This window comes from Streptomyces sp. NBC_00354, from assembly GCF_036106915.1.
Taxonomy (GTDB): domain Bacteria; phylum Actinomycetota; class Actinomycetes; order Streptomycetales; family Streptomycetaceae; genus Streptomyces.
The window spans coordinates 7,815,382-7,830,163 of record NZ_CP107983.1 but is presented as its reverse complement, the minus strand read 5'-3'; the positions used below and the strand labels follow the sequence as shown (position 1 = coordinate 7,830,163).

At 70.7% G+C, this 14,782-nt stretch carries 11 protein-coding genes and 1 pseudogene; 6 read left to right on the top strand and 6 right to left on the bottom strand.

What is annotated here, in order from left to right; translation table 11 throughout:
- Nucleotides 1–87: 87 nt before the first annotated feature.
- A complete protein-coding gene (locus OHT74_RS35900; RefSeq protein WP_266670609.1) occupies nucleotides 88–417 on the top strand; it encodes a CU044_2847 family protein in 330 nt (109 codons plus the stop codon).
- A gap of 9 nt (nucleotides 418–426) precedes the next feature.
- Here the strand turns inward: OHT74_RS35900 and OHT74_RS35895 are convergent, their stop codons facing one another.
- Together OHT74_RS35895 and OHT74_RS35890 are read right to left on the bottom strand one after the other, a co-directional pair.
- Nucleotides 427–987 carry a 2'-5' RNA ligase family protein gene (locus OHT74_RS35895; RefSeq protein ID WP_328622543.1) on the bottom strand — a complete coding sequence of 187 codons (561 nt, stop codon included), beginning with the start codon at nucleotides 985–987 and terminating at the stop codon, nucleotides 427–429.
- 11 nt (nucleotides 988–998) lie between these two features.
- Complete coding sequence (locus OHT74_RS35890) at nucleotides 999–3,863, bottom strand: peroxidase family protein (RefSeq protein WP_328622542.1); 2,865 nt, start codon at nucleotides 3,861–3,863, stop codon at nucleotides 999–1,001.
- A gap of 353 nt (nucleotides 3,864–4,216) precedes the next feature.
- Between OHT74_RS35890 and OHT74_RS35885 the strand changes: the two genes are divergently transcribed.
- From OHT74_RS35885 to OHT74_RS35870, 4 genes and pseudogenes are all read left to right on the top strand, one after another.
- Nucleotides 4,217–5,923: a thiamine pyrophosphate-binding protein gene (locus tag OHT74_RS35885; protein WP_328622541.1), complete on the top strand. Its 1,707-nt coding sequence runs from the start codon at nucleotides 4,217–4,219 to the stop codon at nucleotides 5,921–5,923.
- Between the two features lie 40 nt (nucleotides 5,924–5,963).
- Complete coding sequence (locus tag OHT74_RS35880) at nucleotides 5,964–7,349, top strand: hypothetical protein (RefSeq protein WP_328622540.1); 1,386 nt, start codon at nucleotides 5,964–5,966, stop codon at nucleotides 7,347–7,349.
- Nucleotides 7,350–7,385: 36 nt separating this feature from the next.
- A pseudogene (locus tag OHT74_RS35875) lies at nucleotides 7,386–7,865 on the top strand (TetR-like C-terminal domain-containing protein); the annotation flags it as partial.
- Between the two features lie 27 nt (nucleotides 7,866–7,892).
- Nucleotides 7,893–8,012 carry an RICIN domain-containing protein gene (locus OHT74_RS35870; RefSeq protein WP_328622539.1) on the top strand — a complete coding sequence of 40 codons (120 nt, stop codon included), beginning with the start codon at nucleotides 7,893–7,895 and terminating at the stop codon, nucleotides 8,010–8,012.
- Between the two features lie 80 nt (nucleotides 8,013–8,092).
- Here OHT74_RS35870 and OHT74_RS35865 read toward each other — a convergent pair whose 3' ends face one another.
- Nucleotides 8,093–9,139, bottom strand: a complete 1,047-nt coding sequence (locus OHT74_RS35865) for a saccharopine dehydrogenase family protein (RefSeq protein ID WP_328622538.1) — start codon at nucleotides 9,137–9,139, stop codon at nucleotides 8,093–8,095.
- A gap of 104 nt (nucleotides 9,140–9,243) precedes the next feature.
- On the opposite strand from OHT74_RS35865, the gene OHT74_RS35860 reads away from it, so the two are divergent.
- Nucleotides 9,244–10,203 carry a helix-turn-helix domain-containing protein gene (locus OHT74_RS35860; RefSeq protein ID WP_328622537.1) on the top strand — a complete coding sequence of 320 codons (960 nt, stop codon included), beginning with the start codon at nucleotides 9,244–9,246 and terminating at the stop codon, nucleotides 10,201–10,203.
- 10 nt (nucleotides 10,204–10,213) lie between these two features.
- On the opposite strand, the gene OHT74_RS35855 is transcribed toward OHT74_RS35860, so the two are convergent.
- The 3 genes from OHT74_RS35855 to OHT74_RS35845 are packed head-to-tail and all read right to left on the bottom strand — an operon-like array spanning nucleotide 10,214 to nucleotide 14,668.
- Nucleotides 10,214–11,641: an extracellular solute-binding protein gene (locus tag OHT74_RS35855; RefSeq protein ID WP_328622536.1), complete on the bottom strand. Its 1,428-nt coding sequence runs from the start codon at nucleotides 11,639–11,641 to the stop codon at nucleotides 10,214–10,216.
- Nucleotides 11,641–14,340 carry a substrate-binding domain-containing protein gene (locus OHT74_RS35850; RefSeq protein ID WP_328622535.1) on the bottom strand — a complete coding sequence of 900 codons (2,700 nt, stop codon included), beginning with the start codon at nucleotides 14,338–14,340 and terminating at the stop codon, nucleotides 11,641–11,643. Before OHT74_RS35850 ends, OHT74_RS35855 begins: the two co-directional genes overlap by 1 nt.
- Nucleotides 14,341–14,344: 4 nt before the next feature.
- On the bottom strand, nucleotides 14,345–14,668 hold the full coding sequence (locus OHT74_RS35845; protein WP_266670585.1) for a hypothetical protein: 324 nt from the start codon (nucleotides 14,666–14,668) through the stop codon (nucleotides 14,345–14,347).
- Nucleotides 14,669–14,782 lie beyond the last annotated feature (114 nt).

Here is a 14,782-nt window from a genome sequence, read left to right as displayed (position 1 = left end):
GGATGCGGCACCTGCCGGAACCGGGCCATGCTGGCCGAAACCCCACAGCAGGCAGTCCGCAGCCGCGCAGCAGGCGGAGGAGGAGTCTTGGCAACTCTGGCTCGGATTCCGTTGGACGGCGGGGGCAGCCTTCTGGTCGAGGCCCCGGCCGGGTTGGCGGGACCGGTGAAGGCCGGTCTCCTCAGTGATGCCGTTCACGACCTGCCGGGCAGCCTGCAGGAGGCGCTGGGACCGATCACGGAGGCGGCGCGCGCCACTCTGGAGCAGCTGCGCAAGGCCCGCCCCGATGCGATCACCGTCGAGTTCGGCGTCGACCTCGCGGTCCAGGCCGGGGCCGTGATCACCAAGACCGGAGCCAACTGCCACTTGAAGGTGACGGTCCAGTGGACGAGCAAGGGCCCGTCCTCGACGAAGTGAACGGCATGTTCACCGGTCGGGCTCGGAGTGCCAGTGGACTGCACCCGTGCCCAGGGCGATCGTGACGCGGGGCCGCATGGGCTCGTCGCCGCGGCGGGACAGCAGCACGATCTCCTCGACCCGCGCCGGCATGCTGCCCAGCCGGGCAGCGCACTCCACCGCCAGACGCCGCGGCTCGTGGGTACGGCCCAGTGACAGGTGCGGTGTGAAGGTCGGGAATCGCCCGCCGCAGAGCGGGAACGGCTCCCTCAGGGCACCCTCCAGCGCCGTCCAGGGCGCGAGGCCGGCCGCGGCCGGGTCGAGCCACACGGTGGCGTAGGCGCGGTGGCGGAAGGTACGCACCCCGCTCAGCCGGATCTCGAAGGGCTCCGTTTCCGCGACGGCAGCTGCCAGCAGTGGGGCCGCCGCCGGAAAGTCGGCCTCCGGGACGAAGCCGAAGACCAGGTTCACATGGGGCGGCCAGCGGCGGATCTGGGGGTCGTGCACCGTACGGATGCTCTGGATGACGGGCCACAACCCGGCCGGGGGCAGCCACACCACGGCGGTCCGTGGTGTGGGAGCCACCTCCATCGGTGCGCCGATCAGCCGCGGCCTCCGTCGGCGGGGCCGCGCACCGGGGCCGGGCGCCAGGGTGCGAATGCGCTCGCCGTGCGCGGCAGCAGGCCCGCCAGCTCGGGACAGTGCCGCAGGACGATGCTCGTCATGCCGTTGCGTTCGATCCAGTCCATGCCGAGCGGTGTGTAGACCTCGGGCCGGAAGTCGACCGTGAGGAAGCGGTCGCTCTGCAGCCGCCGGCTGGCCATCAGGATGAAGATGCGGAAGGCCGTGTCGCTGAAGCCGAAGCCCTGGGGCGGATTCTCGGCGAACAGCCCGACCATGGTGTCGATCTGGTCCACGTCACGGTAGACCTCCTTCAGCCGCGCGACCGTGTCCGGATCGGAGGAGAGGTCCTCGAAGCGGCGCAGGCGCGGCTTGTGCAGACCGGCCCGGAAGTCGTTGTACCGCGGCACACCGCGGCGCCGGGTGCGCACCAGGTCGACCACGGACAGGTCGATCACCTCGCCGTCCCGCTCGAACGCCTGGAGGGCACGGGGGTAGTTGTGCAGGGTGATCGCGCCGGGGTGGGCGATGCCGAGTGAGTACAGCGAGTTGGCCAGACCGGTCTTGCGGATGAGCGGCTCCGCCGCGGTGCCCTGCAGGTCGTTGAACCCGAGGGTGTCGAGCCTCCGGCCGAGCCGGTGGTCCACGATCTCGAAGTCGTCCGGCAGCAGCGGGTGCATGCGGTAGACGGTGACGAAGTCCTCGGTGAGGGAGTACGGCGCGGCGTGGTGGTCCGGCAGGGTCTTCGGGATGCCGGTCAGCGAGTGTGCCTCGAACAGCCACAGGCCCAGCTGCGTGAGCCAGTTCTTGGGCGGTCCCTGCCAGTTGGTCTTCAGCCCGATGTCGATCGTCTCGGTGGCGAGAATCGCGGGGGTCCACTCGACCGTGTGGATCTTGGCGATGAGAGCGGAGACGACGAGCCGTGCCGTGTGGTAGATGCGGTCCTCGTCCAGCTGTGGGTACTCCTGCCGCAGCGCCTCGCATACGGCGTTGTGCTCCCGGGCGAAGAGGGTGTGCATGGCGCTGAGGCCGAGCCACCAGCTCTCCGCGAAGCCGGTGAGGGGGAAGCCGTTCGGGCTGAAGGGCAGGTGCCCGTCCTCCAGGCGCAGCGCGGCGCCGCCGTCCGGTTCGCGCAGGGACGTTCCGGCGTCCTTGGTCCCGCCGTAGACCTCCGAGCCGTCCCACCAGTGCGAGGCCGCGTTGCCGAACAGGATGGGCGGCGCTTCGCCGTCGGCGGCGCCGAGGCTCTCGTTCTCGGCGAAGCGCATCACCGTCTCGGGCCGTCCGCCAGGGGTGTTGCTCCAGGTGACACCGGGCGGGAGCGGCACCTCGACGCTCTTCGTACCGGTCGGGTAGCGCTTGTGGTTGACCCAGTCGTGCACCTGGAACTGGATCCACGCGGCGGCCAGGATGTTCAGCGACCGTGCGGGGATGAACGCGTCGCGCTGGAGCAGCTCTCTGCTGACGGTCACCGGGTTGGGCGTGTCGAACAGGTCGGGCCGGTAGACGGGCGGGAGGTTGCGGCCGAAGGCCGATCCGACAGCCCCCATCTTCGGTGCGGACAGGTCGTTGTAGGTGCCGTCGTAGCTCCGCGCGACCCGCATCTGCTCATCGACGGGTGCGGGCACCGGCTGGGCCTTGGGCGGAGCCTCGTGGATCTCGGTGTCGATGAGGTTGTACCGGCGCAGCGCCTGCCGCAGCGTCACGAGGTTGAGCAGGCCGAGCCGGGTGGGCAGCCGATGCCAGGGGACGAACCGGTTGAGGGCCTCGAAAGCGGCGTCGAGCGGTACGCCCAGCACGGCGTTGCGGTGCGGCTCGGTGGTGAGGAAGCGGTGGCCCAGGCGGTGGGCGCTGCTGGCCTCGTAGGCCACCTTGCGGGCACGGTTGAGGTTGCCCAGAGGCCGGAACTCCTCCGTCGTGTTCCACGGGTTGAACACCAGCTGGTCGACCCGCACCGCGGCGGCCCGCGCCTGGGCACTGTCGATGTCCTGGCGCGGGATCGTCAGCGTCGCCACCCGGACGACGGGCGCATCCGCCTCCGTCCACTCGCTCGCTCCGTCCTCGATGGGCGTCCGGCGGGAGTCCACGTAGCGCTGGACGTACAGCTCGAAGACGACGTCCGCCTTCTTCAGTCGCTGTGCGAGCTCGTGGTGCAGGTGGTCGGGGTCGGTACGGGAGGGGCTCGGGGCCGGTGACGCGTGCGCGGCGGGGCGCAACTGGTAGCGCACGGGTCCCTGATCGCCCCACAGGATGGCGCCGCGGCTCCAGTACGTCTCGAGCGCCAGGCTGTGTACGGTACGGCTCGTTCCGGCGCGTACGTTGCGCCGCATGCGCGCGGCCGTGGACCAGCCGACCGCGAGGGGCAGGGTGAGGAACAGCCCGGATGCCTTGCGGAGCGTCGTATCGGCACCTGCCATGGCCTTGGCGAATTCGACGAACTCGCGTGCGTTGCGCGCATGGGAGACCGGGAAGCTGGTCATGAGGAGGTCGTGGGCCTCGTCCGGCCCCACCTCGATGCGCAATGCCGCTCCCCGCAGGTCGGGGGTGTAGTCGGGCATGCGGGCGCCGTTCGCATTGGACAGCCGGACGGTGACCGGGTATTCGGCCGCAGGACTCGCGAAGCCGGTCCGCAGGTCCTGGGGCAGGTCGTCGACGAACGCCAGCCGGGCGTTCTCCACGCCGAGGACGGCCTTCGCGTGGAACGCCCGCTCGATGCCCGCCGCGCCGCTGCGCTTCCTGGCCTTGAGCTGGACCCGCATGAGCTCACGGGCGAGCCGCTCGAAGACGAGCCGTTCCGCTTCGGGGTTGCCGCCCACGTAGCGCTCGTACTGCCCGGTCTCGTGCATCTGTGCCCCTTCGCGAAGGCGCCGGCCTCGTCGTCCGGATGCGATGGTGCCAACGATGACGAGGCGACGTTGAACGGCTGCCCGTGACGGTGGCTGCGGGCATCTTCGTCACACGCAGCAACTTTGACCCACCCGTGGGGCTACGTCGCGCGGAGCAACGCAGACGGGTACATCGGGGTCGCATCCTGCCCGTCGCGCTGCGTTCCCGCCCACGAGCCTCTTCACCCGAATGGACCCGCGCGATCAGCCCGACCGGGTCTCCGCGGGGAGACTGATACGCAGGATGACGGCACAGCACGGCATCGGATCGTCGTCCTCGCCCGATGCGGCAGGGCACGGATGAGGGAGTGCCGATGAGAGTCTACGAGGCCATCGTCAAGGGGCTGGAAGGCATCGGGGTCCAGGCCGCATTCGGCGGTGCCGGCGAGAACGCCGCCGGCCTGATGCTGGCGCTGAAGCATTCCCGGCAGATCCGACCGGTCATCACGCGGCACGAGCAGGCCGCGTCCTTCATGGCCTGCGGTTACGCGATGTACACGAATCAGCTGGGCTTCTGTTTCGCGACGGCCGGGCCCGGTGCGTTCAACCTGTTCTCCGGGCTGGCCGTGGCGATGTCCGACTCCTACCCGGTCCTCGCCGTCTCGGGATACGCGTCGATGAAATGGCAGGGGTGGGGTTCGCTCAACGAGACCTCGGGCCTGAACCGCACGCCCGACTCCCGGGCCATGTTCGCGGCCACGACGAAGAAGTCCTTCCTGCTCACGGATGCCGCCGACACCTGCGACGTCCTCGAGGAAGCGGTCAACACCGCCTTCGAGGGGCGGCCCGGTCCGGTACACATCCACGTACCCGAGAACCTCACCGAGCGCGGCATCGAGGTCACGGACTTCCGGCACATCCGGCTCGACGTCAAGCCGGTCGTGCCCGATCCCGCACGCGTGGAGGAGATCGCCTCGGTTCTGGCGGACGCGCTCACCAGGCGGAAGCGGATCGTGGCGCTCGTCGGCTTCGGCGCCGTCCGCAGCGGAGCGGGAGCGGAGGTCAAGCGCCTGATCGAGCGGTTCCAGATTCCGCTGCTCACCACGCTGGACGGCAAGGGCATCGTGTCCGAAGGGCACCCGCTCTCGGTGGGCGTCTTCGCCGACAGCGGCCACTCCAGTGCGTGGAAGGCCTTCCGCGAGGCGGACGTCGTGCTGTGCATCGGCAACTCCCTCAACCAGCACGCCACGTTCAACTACCGCGAAGACCTCTTCGAGAACAAGGTGCTCATCCATGTGAACATCTCCGAGGCCGAGTTCCACAAGGCCTACCGCCCCGACCACGCGCTGCTGTCCGACGCACGGCTGGGGGTGGCAGCGCTCGTCGAGGCCCTGGACGGGAAGGTCGGCGAGGTCCCGAGGGCCGATGTCGACGGCAGGGACTACGAGGCCCGGCACATCACCCACCTGACGGGGCACATCCACCCCGGAGAGCTCGCCCAGGCGATCGGCCGGATGCTGCCCCCACAAGCTGTTCTGCTCGCCGACGCAGGCGCCCACCTGGCCTGGCTCGGCTACTACGTGGAGCTCGAAGAGGGGCAGCACTTCCGCAAGGCCGGTTCGTTCGGACCGATGGCCGGCCATGTCAACGGCGCCATCGGCCTGAAGGTCGCGCACCCGGAGCGGACGGTCGTCGTCGGCTGCGGCGACGGATGCTACTCGCTGTCCGGGTTCGAGCTGATGACCGCCGTCGAGAACGAGATCCCCGTCATCTGGGTCATCTTCGACGACCAGGAGTTCAAGCTGATCAAACTCTTCCAGCTCACCACCTACGGAGAGACGGGGCTGGTCGAGTTCCAGAACCCGGACTTCGCCGCCTACGCGCAGGCGTGCGGCGCCGACGGCTACCGCGTCGAGACGCTGGAGGAGTTCGAGAAGGCGTTCCGTGCGGCGCTGACCTCCGGCCGGCCCACCGTCATCGACGCCAGGATCACGCGGTGGGCCGTCCCGCACTACAGCCCCTCACCCGACGGTGTCATCGCCGGTCTCGTCGAGACCATCGAAGCACGTCTGCGCGACTGACCGCCGGCCGGCTCGGCAGCCCTCGGGAAGGGGCAGGAGCATGACAGACCTGACGAACACAAACCGCCACACCGGGCTCGACGCCCTCATGAACCGCCCGCTGATCACGTCGATCTGGCGCCGCCGCACCCACCGGGTCAGCCGCGGAAGCTCCGTCGAAGCCGGCTCGATGAGCTGGTCCTCCACCGAGGCACGGGCACCGCTGACGGAGCTCGAGGAAGCGGTCCTCATCGCCATGACGGGGTGCACCGGCCTCACCATGCCGGACCGCCCCTTCGCCGACCCCCGCAACGGCAAGCCGATCATGGCCAAGCCGAACCTCAACATGGCCGGACGGACCGCGGGCAGCCCCGACAACGCCCAGGGCACCCACTTCTTCCTGATCAACGACACCGGCACCTACTTCCTGCGCAAGCTGCCTCCCCCCGCCGACGGCTCGCAGGCCACGTTCGACGCGGAGACCCTGTGCTCACGCGCCGCCGAGGCGAAGGTGCAGCTGCTCGACCACCGCATCGACGTACCGGACGGGAAACGCGACTTCCCCGCCTACCTCGACTCCAACCGGTTCCTCTCGAACCTGCCGGGCACCACCGTGCTGTTCCCGGTGGTGGACCTGTCGCGGCAGTACATCAACGGGATGATGTACCTGCTCACCCAGCCCGAGGGCGCACGGCCGGCCATCGTCGACGACCGGAATCTCTACCGTTCGGCGGGCGTGAGCAAGTGGGTCAAGTCGGGGTTCCTGAACAAGGACATCAAACTCCCGCTGGGCGCGATCTGGGCGATGCGCACGCAGATCGAGGCCGACCTGCTGCTGCAGAACATCATGCTCACCGCCGACGCCATGGGGCTCGGGGCATGGATCCATGCCTCGCTCGCCCCGCCGATCATGCTGGGCGACCCTAAGTTCCGCCCCACGTACGGTCCGATGCTCGGCTTCGACTGGACCACGCCCCGGTGGCGGCCGGCCGACCTTCTGCGCTGGCAGGTGCCGCTGCCGCGCTACTCCACGCTGCGGGCGACCACCGTCGGCCTGCGCCACAACGGGGAACACCTGATCAAGGCGATGTGCCCGCCGAACTACGCCACCATGAACGACGCCGTCGACGCGGTCGTGGCGGACAAGTTCGGGCCGCAGGGCATCTACACCGACGAGGGCTTGTTCGAGCGCATCTACCGGGGCGAGTTCGGCGCCCAGTACCTGCGCGAGGCCAGCAACTACTCGGCCGATGTCATCGCCTGCACGCGCGACATCTGCACGTACATCTACGAGACCCACGGGCGGTTCCCCGCACACTGCGACACGATCCACGTCCCGGGGGTCTGGCTGCAGGCCCACCATGTCGAGATCGCCTACTACGAGCGGTTCTTCCGCGACGGCCTGACCGAGGCCCACCAACTGCACGATCGGCAATGGCACGGCTGATTTCCTTGATCCAACCCCTTCGAGCTCGCCGCGTTCGCCCACGCCTACCGTGCGTTCGCGCTGCGGCACCCCGGACGCTATGCGGCCACGCAGATCCAGCTGGAGCCCGGCCAGGTCGCCGACTCCCCCGGCCACCTGCGCAGCATCGACCTGACGTACGGAATGCTGGCCGGCATCGGCGGCACCCTGAAGCCGATGCCGGACCCGGCCGGACTGCCACCTCGCGCGGCCGAGATGATCGGCCGGCTGAACGCGAACTTCCCGGTCTTCATGGAGCACGAGCTGCGGCAGTTCACGTCCTACGTGCCCGACGAGGCCGCGCTCGCCGCCGTCTGCGATCGGCTGGTGCTGGCCGCGGGACTCGAGACCCGCGGGCATCTGCCGTACCGCCCCGCGGCGGCGCTCGCGGACCGGCTCGGAGGCAAGGTGACCGAATTCCCGGGCGGGCACAGCGGCTACACCGACGCCCCGGAGGAGTTCGGACAGCGGCTGCTGGAGGTGCTGAGCAGCCGGTAGGGCGCGTCGGCGGCCAAGGGCCAGATCGTGCACACCGCGTCGGGCAGGGTCCTGGACGTCACCGGCGGCGCGACCGCCAACGGCACCCCGGTCCAGCTGTACACGGCCAACACCAACAAGCGGCAGGTCTGGGTGACTCCCAAGTAGCGCATCCGCGAGCCTGATCGTCGCCCGGGGTCCTGGTGCAGTCCGTGAGGCACCGCACCAGGACCCCGGCTGACCAGCGGTCAGTCGGCCGGACCGAGCTCGTACGAGAGGTGGCGCGGAGCCAGTGAGCGCAGGAACGCGTGCGCGTCGAAGATCTCCCCGGGCGCGACCACCCCGACCGTCCCGGCCTGTCCCGCGAGGATGCGGCTGACCGCTTCCACGACGAGAGGCGCGCTGACGGCGTAGATGTCCTGTCCGCGGGCCACCGCCCGGCGCCGGGTGCCGCCCGCGCGGACGACGACGTCGACGAGGAAGGTCTGCGCCGACCGCCCTCGCTCGTCGACCGGCTTCGGAGGTCCGGCGTCCGGGGCCAGTACGTCCTTGACGGCCTCGAGCGTCATGCAGGTGTGGATGTCCGGGGCGGACAGGTGATGGGCGATGGTCACGCTGTCCGTGGTGGTGAACTCGCCGATGACGGGCCGGTCCCCGACCGGAGCGGGAAACGTCCACCGGCCCGTGGGTGCCTCGTCGGTACGCAGCTCCAGGCGGCCCTTCGCGTAGACGAGCCGCCGGCCCTCGCGCCGGCTCCGGGAGACCTGGCTGGAGCTGCGCGTCCCGGCCGTGGGCTGCCAGCTGCTGAGGGCGAACGCGAGGTGAACCTCGTCGGCCGCCGGGGCGTCGCCCAGCGCGGCGGTGGCGAGCAGGTCGCCGAGGCCCCCGTAGAACGCCATCGCGGGCACGACCACGATGCCGGTGTCACGGGCCCGGTCCGCGAAGTGCGCGAACGTATCGGCGACCGCCTCCACCTCCCCCGCGACGTCCAGGTAGGCGATCCGTGCGCGCAGCGCCGCCTCGATGACCGGTGCGGCCGTCACGGCGAACGGACCGGCGCAGTTGATCACGGCTGCCGCGCCGTCCAGTGCACGGTCGAGCGAGGCCGGATCGCCGGCCGAGGCCGGCCGGACGTCGAGTCCGGGAAAGTCGCCGGCCAGTGCCCGGAGCTTGTCGGAGTCGCGGCCGGACAGGATCGGGGTGAGCCCCCGCTCCAGCAGTTCGGACACGACGAAGCGTCCGGTGTGCCCGTAGGCACCGAACACCGTTACCGCCGCCGCTCGACTCGTTCCCATGAGGTTCCCCCGTCTCGTGCGCGAATGATCACCGGATGCCATCGTGCCTCCGGCAACCCGCGGCCGGGAGTGGCAGCAACGCCACGCCCCGTACACTTTCGGACATGAGCCTTGTCGCGCTGGCCGTCACACCCGGGGTACCGCACTTCGAACTCGCCGCTGCCTGCGACGTGTTCGGCGTCGACCGGCCGGATCTCGTGGATCCCTGGTACGAGTTCACCGTGTGCGCCCCGGGCACCGTGCCCGTCGGCGACCGCTTCCGGCTCGAGCCCGACGCGGGACTCGACCGGCTCGTTCATGCGGACACCGTGATCGTCCCGGCGTGCGCCGATCTGGACGCGGACCCACCCGCCGAACTGGTCGATGCCGTGCGCGCGGCACACGAGGCCGGTGCCCGGGTGGCCTCACTGTGCACGGGCGCGTTCGTACTGGCCGCCGCGGGTCTGCTGGACGGGCGGCGCGCGACCACGCACTGGCTGCACGCCGGGGCGCTGGCCGAGAGATACCCCGAGGTGGAGGTCGATCCGGACGTGCTCTACGTCGACCACGGCACCGTGCTGACCTCGGCCGGCAAGGCCGCCGCGATGGACCTGTGCCTGCATCTGGTCCGCCTCGACCACGGCTCGGCCGTCGCCAACGAGGTCGCGCGCCGCCTCGTCGTCCCGCCCCACCGGGCCGGGGGCCAGGCCCAGTTCGTCACCACCCCGCTGCCCGAACGCCGCGACCACCCCCTCGGCGCACTGCTGGCGTGGGCGATGGAACGCCTCGACCAGCCGCTCACCGTGGAGGACCTGGCGCGCCGGGCGAACATGAGCTCACGCCACCTGGCCCGGATCTTCGCGGACGTCACCGGCACCACTCCCCTGCGCTGGCTGCTGACGCAACGCATCCACCGCGCCCAGGGACTCCTCGAAACCACCGACGACACCATCGGCGCGATCGCCGCAGCCACGGGCATGGGTACGGACGCCACCCTGCGGCGCCACTTCAACCGCACGGTCGGCGTGCCCCCGGACACCTACCGACGCACCTTCCGCAGCGCTCGTCCGGACCGCGCAGGCTGACCGTACGCGGTCACCCCCGGGGCAGGGCCTTTTTCAGTTGCTCGTGCAGGCGTTTGGCGAGTTCTTCGTCGGAGGGCGGCTTGTCGCCCTGGAGCCGGGCCAGTTGGGCGGTGAACGTCTGGCTGAAGGCGCCGTAGAGCGGGGTGCGCGGCCGCTGGACGGCGTTCTCCAGGGCCGGCAGCAGGGTGCCGCGCGCGTACCCGGGGCGGCCGTTCGCGTCCCGAGGCATGTGGTCGGTGCGTTCGCTCGTCGGGGCTGCGGTGGCCTGGCCGGGTGGCTTCGCCGCTTTGCAGGCCAGTTTGTCGTCCACGTATGCGGAGATCCTGGTGGCCGCGAACCCCGCGTCGAGCAGGCAGCGTTCGTTCTCCCTGTTGGTGAGGAACTCGACGAGCTGCCCCGCGGCGATGCTCCGCTGCGACCCCGTGGCCACGGCCAGGTTCTGGCCGCCCAGCACCGCCCTGCCGGGCAGCGGGGCCACGCCGAGCTTGTCTTCGGGCAGGGACTGGTGGAGCGTGCGGTAGGCGTACGGCCAGTGGCGGAGGAAGCCGGTCCGGCCGGCCGCGAAGTCGGTGAGCGTGTCCGCCTCGTCGGACTGGGCGGCGGCCGGCAGGGTGTAGGCCGCCTCGGTGCGGTTGCGCAGCTCGTTCAGGCCCGCCTTCAGTTCGTCCACGGAACCGGCGTAGCGGCCCTCCTTGTCGGTGAGGGTGAATCCGCCGGAGGCCGAAGCGGAGGCGAAGGCCTCGATGCCGTTGACGGTGAGTCCTTCGTACGACCCGTCGAGCTGCGAGGTCCAGCCCTTCTCGTAGGCCTCGGGCAGTCTCTTGCGCGCCGCGTCGAGGGCGCGGATCAGCTGCTGGACGACGGGCCAGCCGCCGGTGCCCTTGCTCAGGTCGGTCTCCGTGACGCCCGCGGTCTGCAGGTAGTCGCGGCGGTAGAACAACAGCCCGACGTCACTGTTGAAGGGGACCGCGTAGAGCTTGTCCCCCCAGCGGGCGGTGGCGGCAACGGACTTGATGACATCGGAGTCGACCAGCTTGTCGGGGAGCGGCTGGACGAGACCCGCGGCGGCGAACTCCGGCACCCAGGTCACATCGAGGTTGACCACGTCGTACTCGGCGCTGCCGGACTGCAGTGCGCCGAGCAGCTGGCTGCGCTGCTGGTCCGCCGAGCCGGGCAGCTCGACCAGGCGGGCCCGGTGGCCGGATCCCTTGCCCTCCTGCTCCCGGTTCCACTCATCGATCAGCTGCTGGCGGATGCCGCCCTTGCCGGTCACGTCCCGGCCGCTGGCCAGCACGATGTCGCCGGGTTGGTCGGCGGCGGCCGCAGCGCCGCTCTGCCCGCCGCCGGTTCCGTCGTCTGCGCCGGCGTCGCAGCCTGCGGCGAGCAGCACGACGAGGAGCATGGCGGCCGCGGCGCGCCCTGCGGGCCCCTGCCTCATCACTGATCCCCCGTTCCGGTCCTCGCGACCTCGTCGCGCAGCCGCGCGACGAGGTCGTTCTTGGTGTCCAGGCAACGGCCGCCGCTCGCCTCGGAGACGGCCGCATCCGGTTTGCCCTTGTCGCAGCCGGCGCTGTCCAGGGAGGCCATGACCACCGGGATCCTGCGCCCCGTCCGCAGGTACTGGAGCAGAGCGCCGAGCCGGCCGCCTTCGGCCAGCTGCTTGTTGTCCTCGTCATCCGTGATGTAGACGATCAGCTGCGGACCACGGCCGTCGGTACCGCGCTGCCTCATGTAGTCCAGGGCCGCGACCAGCGCCTTGTCGGGATCGGCTTCGAAGTCCTTGACCTGTGCGTTGGCGGTGATGGCGCTCTGTGCCTCCTTGCGCCCGTACTTGCCGAACTGCAGCACTTCGCTGTACGGGCGGGAGCTGTTTGGGTCGTTGGCAACCGCCCAGACGCCGTACTCGTCCCGCTCGCCGAGCCCGGCGAGGGACTGGGAGATGATGCCGGGCGCTCCGCCGGGGCCCTCCCACAGGCTGCCCATGGACCCGGACGAGTCGAGCAGGAAGAGCACCCGGCCCGGCCCGTTGGCCTCCCGGTAGCCCTTCAGCGCCGCAGTCATCGCGGCCGGCAGGGCGGGGCCGGTGAGCGGGCCGGGGTCGTCCAGGGCCCCGAAGTTGCTGAAGACGACACCTTTGTCGGCGGACGGTTCGGTGCCGTTGCCTAGGGGCTTGCGAGCACCCGATGCACTACGGAAGCCGTCGTTCCCGAAAACGGCGAGTCCGCCTCGGACGGCGGACGCCGAGGTCTTCGCTTCGTTCTTCGCGGCCGCCCCCTTGCCGGTCAGCCACGCGTGGAAGCGCTCCGCGGCGCCGTCCCGCGCGTCCTTGTCCCGTTCGGGGCCCAGCCAGCGCACTCGCACGAACGTCGGGCTGAGGCCCGGAACGTCGACGGGGTACTCCGCCATCCGGCGGACCCGGATCGTACTGTTGCAGCCCACTCCGGTTCTGAGCAGGAACTCCGGTATCAGCGCGGTGGTTCGCTTGTCCGCGTTGTCGTCGTCGGGCAGGCTGCACAGCAGGTCCCCGCCGGTGCGCGCGGGCGGGCCCGGCTGGGCCACACCCTGTTCGGCGGCGGCCGGATTCTGCGCGCCTGCGCCGTAAAGGCCGACGGTCGCGAGCAGGCCGGCGTCGGTGTTCTCCGGGTCCGTACGCCGTATTTCGGACGTCGGCTGGCGCTTCCTGAGCGCGTCCGTCAAGGCCGCGAGAGCACCCACCCGCTCGGCGACCGGCTCCGCCGCCGGGTCCTGCGGTACGGCGAGCACGACCGGCGAGTACGCGAAGGGCTCGGGATCCGCCTCCAGCGCGACATAGGTCCGCTCGCTGGACGCAGTACGGGCCCGGTCGACGCTCGCGGACGAGCCCGGGATCCAGATGTCCGGCTGCGGGCCGATGTCGCGCTGCGGGTTGGTGTCGTCGGCCACCGGCCGCTGCCACGGGTCGGACTGCCGGTTGAACGCAGCGACCGCCGCAGCGGCTCCGGCGCTGTAGACGGTGATGCCGGCGCGCCTGCACCCGCCCTCCGACGTGTTCTCCGCCGACGTCAGGTACGCCTCCGCGGCCTTGCGGACGGTGGGCTCGAGGTCGGGGTCGGTGAGCAGCCGGAGTTCGAGCGGCGGCTTGCAGGCAGCGCCGTCCCCTCCGTCGAGTGCGACGATGCCGGTGGCGACGAGTCCGGCGATCACCGCGGGCACGCCGATGGCGGCCGCGAGTCTGCGGCCGGTGAGGGGACGGAGCCTGCCGAGCCAGGCTGGTCTTCGGGCAGGGGCGGGGCCGGGGCCTGGCGACTGCGGCGAAGACGGCCCGCCGCCGGACCCGTCCGGGGCGGAGTCGATTTCCTGCGCGGGCGGCGCGTCCGGCGAGCGGACGGGAGGGGCTGCGAGCAGCACGTCGCCCCCCGAGGTGGCCGCGCGGCTCTGCGGCTCCCATCTCTCGGCGGGCTCGCGCAGCGTCGTGTGGTGCTCGGACATGTGGGCCCACAGCTCTTGGGCCAGCTCGACGAAGCCGACTTCGCCGCCCTTGCCGGACAGGCCCTCGCGCAGGAAGCGTGCGAGTTGGGCGGTGTACGGCGTCGGCGAGCCACCGTCGCCCGCGTCGATGCGGTTGTTGGCCTGGACGCTCATCAGCAGCGAGGTCCGCTGCCGCTGGGCCGTGCCGAGCGCGTTCCATGCCACCGAGGCGTTACCCGCGTAGCAGCAGTCGAGGATGACGACCACCTGCTCCGCCCGGGAGCGGGACAGCACGGTGAGAACGCCCTTCCAGGGCGTGGCGCCGCGGAACACGGACTCGTCGCCCGGGACGATCGTCGCCCGCCGCATCAGCAGCCAGAGCTCGTCCCCCGTACTGGGCACGGCGCCGTGGCCGGAGAAGTAGAGCAGGAGCAGCCCCTCGGCCGCGTCGACCGCGGCGTCCAGCTGCTGGTCGAACTCGTCCACGGTGTGCGGCCGGGTGACGGTGATCCCGTCCTCGGCGAACACACCGCCCTCGCGGAGAGCCTGTTCCAGTCCGGCGAGGTTGTGCTCGACCGCGCCGAGGTCGCCCGACACTCCGAAGGGGTGCTCGGGCTGCTTGAAGTCGTACTCGGGGACTCCGACGAGCAGCGCCCGGTTCACTTTCCCTCGCGGGTCGAAGCGCGCCACCGGGCTATCTCCCGTCGCTCTCCGGCGCGACCTCGACCTCCGGGGGTTCGCCGCGTTCCACGGATCGGCGGTTCTCCCGCCACGCGCGGACCCCGCTCTTCACCTGCTCGAACACTTCGTCGAATAATTTGGAGGCGGCTGCTCCGATCAGCACCAGCGTGATCTCCATCCCGGCCCCCATCGGGCTGCCGGGCCCGCCCTCCGTCCCGGCGCGCACGTGGATCTCCAGCACGCCGTCGTTCCTGTGCGCTTCGAGCTTCTGCTCCCGCTCGAGCCACGCCTTCAGCGCCCCGATGTCGCTCTCGCTGGCACCCTGTGTCAGGCGCACGCGGATAGCCGTATTCGCCATAGCCTCCCCCTCAGCCACAACTCAGCATCATGACATGCGTGTTGCACAGAGGGGCACCCTTTGGTCACGAACGGGATCACGCCACGGCGCCGG